Origin of the sequence: Arthrobacter sp. H5, from assembly GCF_000520595.1 — a bacterium.
Lineage (GTDB): Bacteria > Actinomycetota > Actinomycetes > Actinomycetales > Micrococcaceae > Arthrobacter_D.
Genome location: NZ_AZSC01000351.1, coordinates 1 through 5,735, shown reverse-complemented (window position 1 = coordinate 5,735; position 5,735 = coordinate 1). Strand labels below are relative to the sequence as shown.

The 5,735-nt window shown below is 59.6% G+C and carries 6 protein-coding genes and 3 pseudogenes; 5 read left to right on the top strand and 4 right to left on the bottom strand.

What is annotated here, in order from left to right; genetic code table 11:
• The 4 genes from Y708_RS27960 to Y708_RS0101420 form a co-directional block, all read left to right on the top strand.
• A partial coding sequence (locus Y708_RS27960; protein ID WP_162150427.1) for a transposase occupies positions 1-273 on the top strand: 273 nt, incomplete at its 5' end.
• Positions 274-295: 22 nt separating this feature from the next.
• The gene (locus Y708_RS22165; RefSeq protein ID WP_081746417.1) at positions 296-1,261 is read left to right on the top strand and encodes an MFS transporter; all 966 of its coding nucleotides are present in this window, start codon (positions 296-298) and stop codon (positions 1,259-1,261) included.
• A 151-nt stretch (positions 1,262-1,412) separates the two neighbouring features.
• Complete coding sequence (locus Y708_RS27955; protein WP_253905652.1) at positions 1,413-2,084, top strand: class I SAM-dependent methyltransferase; 672 nt, start codon at positions 1,413-1,415, stop codon at positions 2,082-2,084.
• Positions 2,081-3,208, top strand: a complete 1,128-nt coding sequence (locus tag Y708_RS0101420; RefSeq protein WP_028278549.1) for an Mrp/NBP35 family ATP-binding protein — start codon at positions 2,081-2,083, stop codon at positions 3,206-3,208. The genes Y708_RS27955 and Y708_RS0101420 overlap by 4 nt, the downstream gene beginning before the upstream one ends.
• A 508-nt stretch (positions 3,209-3,716) precedes the next feature.
• Here the strand turns inward: Y708_RS0101420 and Y708_RS30670 are convergent.
• The 4 genes and pseudogenes from Y708_RS30670 to Y708_RS30660 form a co-directional block, all read right to left on the bottom strand.
• Positions 3,717-3,923, bottom strand: a pseudogene (locus Y708_RS30670) (hypothetical protein); the annotation flags it as partial.
• A gap of 136 nt (positions 3,924-4,059) precedes the next feature.
• Positions 4,060-4,470, bottom strand: a pseudogene (locus Y708_RS30665) (isocitrate lyase/phosphoenolpyruvate mutase family protein); the annotation flags it as partial.
• Positions 4,471-4,497: 27 nt separating this feature from the next.
• On the bottom strand, positions 4,498-5,121 hold the full coding sequence (locus tag Y708_RS30185; RefSeq protein WP_028278547.1) for a cation transporting ATPase C-terminal domain-containing protein: 624 nt from the start codon (positions 5,119-5,121) through the stop codon (positions 4,498-4,500).
• A 67-nt stretch (positions 5,122-5,188) separates the two neighbouring features.
• Positions 5,189-5,365: pseudogene (locus Y708_RS30660) on the bottom strand (hypothetical protein); the annotation flags it as partial.
• 82 nt (positions 5,366-5,447) lie between these two features.
• On the opposite strand from Y708_RS30660, the gene Y708_RS27950 reads away from it, so the two are divergent.
• Positions 5,448-5,735: transposase (locus Y708_RS27950; protein ID WP_162150426.1), on the top strand; the 288-nt coding region annotated here is incomplete at its 3' end.

Sequence of the window (5,735 nt, the reverse complement as noted above, 5' to 3'; positions counted from 1 at the left end):
AGGGCCGCCAAGAGAGCCGACGACGCAGACCCGGTCATGCCTCGAGTGCATCGTGCGATCAGCAATTTCAAGACGTGGCTGCGAGGGACACACCGATCTGTCAGCAATGAACAACTACAGGTTTACCTCGACGAATTCACGTTCCGCTACAACAGACGCAGCACGCCCATGGCTGCGTTCCAGACTCTCCTCGGTCTTGGCAGTCGGCAGCCGCCGACTACCTACCGCCAAATCACAGAAAATGGCCGAAACGCAAGACATAACCTGAGCTAACCGTTCACCCACTTTCACGCTTATCCTCCTCGGCGCGGTTCCTCCGCTGTTGTTGGTTGTTTTGGGTGGGATGCTCGGTTCCTATACCCTGCTGGTGGCTGCCGCCTTCTTTCTCGGTATAGCCGGGACGATCTTCGCCGTGGGGATACCCTTCGTGAGTGCCTGGTATGAACCGGGTAAGCGGGGTTTTGCCACCGGAGTTTTCGGTGCTGGAATGGGCGGAACCGCACTGTCCGCTTTCCTCATGCCCCGTTTGGTGGCCTGGTGGGGGTACGTTCCAACGCACTTGTCGCTTGCAGGTTTGCTCATGATCACTGCGGGCGTCGTGTGGTTCTTCATGCGAGATTCACCGGCGTTCACACGCAGTACGACACCGGTTGCACCCAGGCTGCTGGGCGCCGCCAGACTTGGAGTGACCTGGAAGTTGGGCTTTCTCTATGCGGTGGTTTTCGGTGGGTTTGTTTCTTTTTCCAACTACCTCCCCATCTATTTGCGGGATGTTTATGATTTTGACCCAACATCCGCAGGAGCACGTACCGCCGGTTTCGCTCTTGCGGCCGTCCTCGCGCGACCAGTGGGCGGCGTCCTTGCGGACAGAATCGGCTCCAAACCGGTGGTGGTTATCTCCCTCGCAGCGGTTGCGGTCCTGGCGTGGATGGTTCAGCTTCGCCCTGATACTGAAATCACCGCAGGCGCGACGTTTGTGGCTATGGCTGCAGCCCTGGGCCTGGGAGCTGGCGGTGTCTTCGCCTGGGTTGGTGTCCTCTCACCCGCAGGGAAGGTAGGCGCAGTATCGGGGATCGTCAGTGCGGCAGGCGGACTGGGCGGATACTTTCCACCGCTGATCATGGGCGCGACGTACAACCCTGAAGAGCAAAGCTACTTCATCGGACTGATGCTGCTAACCATTACGGCGCTGATTGCGCTGCTGTTCACTTTGGTCGCCGTTGGAAGCAGACGAAAGCAACCTGCGGCCAAAATTGAGTAACTGTTTCGAGGCTAAGATCCTTGACCTGGTAGGGCGGTTTCTGCCTCTCGGACCTCTCCAGACGGGTTTACAGATAATGGCTGAGCCGAGAGTGTTACACCATACTGGAGGCCGTCATCCGTATCAGCAGAAGGAGGCTCAATTGCCGATTATGCCAGCACTGGAACAAGCCCTCTGCCGCTGTAACGTCTGGGGTGTGTTTGCGCGCAGGGTAGTCCTGCCCTGGGCGATTGGTAAGCAGAAACTACAAGGACGGGTTCTTGAAATCGGATCAGGCGGGGGAGCTATGGCCGCCCGACTTCTGCAGGCGTACCCCGATATAACCATGACCGCCCTCGATCCTGACCCGACAATGGTGGAGGCGAGCAGGCACCGCCTAACCGGCTACGGCGACCGAGCCAATGCTGTGACAGGCGACGCAACCCGCCTTCGGTTCGACGCCGAAACCTTCGATGTGGTGGTTTCGTTCCTGATGCTCCACCATGTCGGTGCATGGGAGCGCGCTCTCGCAGAGGCGGTGCGGGTCCTGCGCCCTGGCGGCGTATTAATCGGCTACGACCTCTTGGACACCGCCATTGCGAGGCTCGTCCATCGCGCCGATCACGCCGACATTCGGCTGGCCTCCGAGGGTGACCTCCGGCGCCTACTTATTGAACTCGGCATGACTGAGGTGACGGTGCGGCGGCGGTTCGGTGGACTGGCCGCCACGTTCACCGCTCAACGCGCACCGAGTGAGGTGGTTCCCTGGACGGGCAACACCCGGGTGAACAATATCGAGGCTGTTTCAGATGCGGCACCGGCAATCCGAAAGGACAGAAAGTGACCCTGGAAGCGTCAATAGGTGCGGCGTTGTCCACCGTCATGGACCCCGAGCTCAGGCGCCCGATCACCGAAGTTGGCATGGTGGAAAACATCATTGTGCAGGACGACGGCACCGTCACTGTTGATGTCCTCCTGACCATTGCGGGTTGCCCCTTAAAAGGAACGATCACACGCGATGTGGAAAAGGCGCTGGCAGCGGTGGATGGTGTTCACGGTGTCATTGTCCGCCTCAACGTCATGTCGCAGCAGCAACGCGATGAGCTGAAGGAAAAGCTTCGCGGGCCTCAAACCGCCCGAGGGATCCCTTTCAACGACGAGGGATCCCTCACCCGGATTTACGCTGTGGCCAGTGGTAAAGGGGGCGTGGGCAAGTCCAGCGTAACGGTCAATCTCGCGGTCGCCATGGCCGCCGAGGGCCTGCGGGTAGGGATTATCGACGCCGATGTTTACGGATTCTCGGTGCCGGCCCTGCTAGGAATTGACCAGCCTCCTACGCAGGTGGACGAGATGATCCTGCCACCGGTCGCGCATGGCGTGAAAGTCATTTCGATCGGCATGTTTGTCAGCGGGAATCAGCCAGTCGCATGGCGTGGTCCCATGCTGCACCGCGCACTTGAACAATTCCTCACCGACGTGTACTTCGGCGACCTTGACGTGTTGTTCCTCGACATGCCACCCGGCACCGGAGACGTCGCCATTTCGGTGGCCCAGTTGCTACCCCAGTCCGAGCTGCTGGTGGTGACCACCCCCCAGAGCGCAGCAGCCGACGTCGCCGTGCGCGCGGGCAGCATGGCTCAACAAACCGGGCAGAAAGTCGCAGGCGTTATTGAGAACATGTCGTGGCTTGAGCTGCCCACCGGTGAGCGGATGGAACTGTTTGGCAAAGGCGGCGGATGTACACTCGCCGGCCGGTTGTCGGAAACACTGGGACACGACGTTCCATTACTGGGTAGCGTTCCACTGGAAGTTTCCCTCCGGGAAGGCGGAGACAAAGGGCATCCGATCGTGTTGGCTGGCGCGGCCACACCGGCTGGTGCGGAACTGGCACTCATTGCACGCAACCTGGCCCAGCGGCCGCGAGGACTCAGCCAGCTAAAGCTGAGGATGTTACCGAAGAACAGCTAGGTGGCTTCAACGCCATCAGGCGAATGAGCTATCAACCGGCGGCGGACCAATAGACGTGAACGCCGACTCAAACAAGGGTGAGACTGGATGCTGACCTTCTTTCACCGAATTAACCGTGCCTCCGATATACCGAGTACCGCTCCACTCCAGAATATGAGGCGGGTCCTATTAACTCGGATGGAGTTTCCGGCAGTGACTGTCGTTGAAAACTTGATGGGCGGGCCTGCGCCGATTGGCGTGGAATCACTTCTCAGAGACGTATCGACAGAACGGTACGTCTCTGCCCCGGCTGACGATGGGCTGCCGGAAGACGTCCAGGGTTGCTGCGGGGTGAAATATTGATCGGGGTGGCGGACATCCGGCGTGGTATCACACGCACCGAAACAAGCTAACCATGCCCAAACCGCGAGGTACTCGTAAAGCCGGTACTTCAAGGCTCAGGCAGGATAACCCACCCGGTAGCGCTGCACTGTGAATACTTGAATTTGTCGAGGTGTCCCGCGAGGGCTCAGTCGCTGAAGGTGGTCATGGTGATCTCTCTGCCGACTTTCGACCCGGAGGTAGAGTTGTAGGTTCCCTGATCGAGTAGCTCACGTGCTGCATTGGCCGCGGCTCCGAGGGCCGCAAAAGCGAATGCACCACCGACCGAAATCCGGCTGACGCCCACAGAGCTCAACTCCGAGACGTCCGGTGTGCCCGCCATCGCGAGCACATTGACCGGGCGATCTACCTACGCCACTACGGATCGGATGTCCTCTAACCGGGTGAGGCCAGGCGCATAAAGACATCTGCACCAGCCTCCTGGTAGGCCTGAAGGCGGCGGATCGTGTCGGCCCCCGGTGAGAAGCTTCGGCGGCGGCCCGCACTTGCTCGGCGGCGAGATCGAGTCCGTAGATGGGAGAGCCCGCTTCGCCGGTAAAGTCCTCGATCGTTGCGCCGGCCAGTCCGGTCCGGGCCGCAAGGCCGAACGTCTCAGCGACAACCGCCGGATCATCCCCGAAACCACTTTCCAAGTCGGCGTTGACGGGCAGGGGCGTCGCCTACACGAGCTCCGCTGCATACTCGAGGGCATCGTCGCGCGTCAGCTGACCATCGAGACGGCCCAGCGACGCAGCGTACCCACCGCTGGTTGTGGCAAGCGCATGGAACCCCATCGAGGCGAACAACCGTGCCAAGACAATGCTCCAGGCATTGGCGAGCAGCAGCGGCGTAGGGCCGTGATGAAGCGCGAGGAACGAAGCAGCGTGAGCTGGAGGTGTCATGCCATTAACCTATACATGCGTCATGGGCTAAGAGTGTGGGTTGGTCAGAGCGCTGTGGGTTGCAGTGTTAGAAGATTTGCCCAGGTGTGGCAGGTTTCGCGCAAATGCTTTGCGGATTTCCTCGATCCACAGGACCGAGGATCCGACCAGAAGGGCTAGCGCCCATTGGGTGGAGGTGAGTGCTGTGGTGTCAAAGAAGCCCTGCAGCAGCTGTAGATTCACCACTAGCACCTGGAGCACTACCACGGCGGCTAACGCCACCCAGATGCTGCGGTTAGTGAAGGTTTGCGCCGAGAACACGGACCCGGGTTCAGAGCGAACGTTAAGCAGGTTAAACACTTGATAAAAAACGAAGGTCGTAAATGCCAGGGTTGTGGCGAGGTCTGGATCCGTAGAGCTTTCAGGGAAAAGGACCGGTGACAGCGCGAGGATGGCGATGGTGCCTGTAGCCATGACAGCGCCGAGAACGAGAATCCGTAGTAAACGGTTACGGGTCAGCAGCGGTTCATTCGCGGGCCGTGGCTTTTCCTTCATGATGTCCGGACTGGCCGGGTCTACTCCGAGCGCCAGGGCGGGTGGACCGTCCATGATGATGTTCACCCAGAGGATCTGCAGTGCCGTGAATGGTGCACCGCCAGCCAGGCCCAGCACCCCCGCACACAAGAAAAATCAGCACAAAGCCCCACGCTGTCGTCAACTGAAACTTCACGAATTTGATGATGTTCGCGTAAACCCCTCGGCCTTCCTTGACCGCTGAAACGATGGTCGCGAAATTATCGTCGGTCAGGATCATTTTCGCCGCGCCCTTGGACACGTCCGTCCCCGTGATACCCATAGCGATACCGATGTCCGCCTGTTTCAGAGCCGGGGCATCATTGACACCGTCACCGGTCATGGCGACTGTATTGCCCCCATCCTGCAGAGCCTTCACAAAACGGATCTAGTGGGTGAACGGTTAGCTCAGGTAGGGTTTATTCATGGCCAAGCCAGATTTTCCGCGGACGATATTGGATTTCCAGGCCAGATTCGGCGATGAGCAGGCGTGTCTGGACTATCTGTTCCAGTGCCGGTGGCCTGAGGGTTTCGTCTGTCCGCGGTGTGGCGGCACAACGGCGTGGCCGATAGCAGCACGACGACTATGGCAGTGCGGTGGCTGCGCCTATCAGGTGTCTCTGACGGCCGGTACAGTCCTGCACAAGACCCATACCGCGCTGCATTTGTGGTTCTGGGCTGCTTACCTGATGTCCACGGGAACAACTGGAATT

Excerpts from the sequence above, each read along its gene's own strand:
- Y708_RS27955 (WP_253905652.1), top strand. The coding sequence starts at position 1,413 with ATGCCAGCACTGGAACAAGCCCTCTGCCGCTGTAACGTCTGGGGTGTG.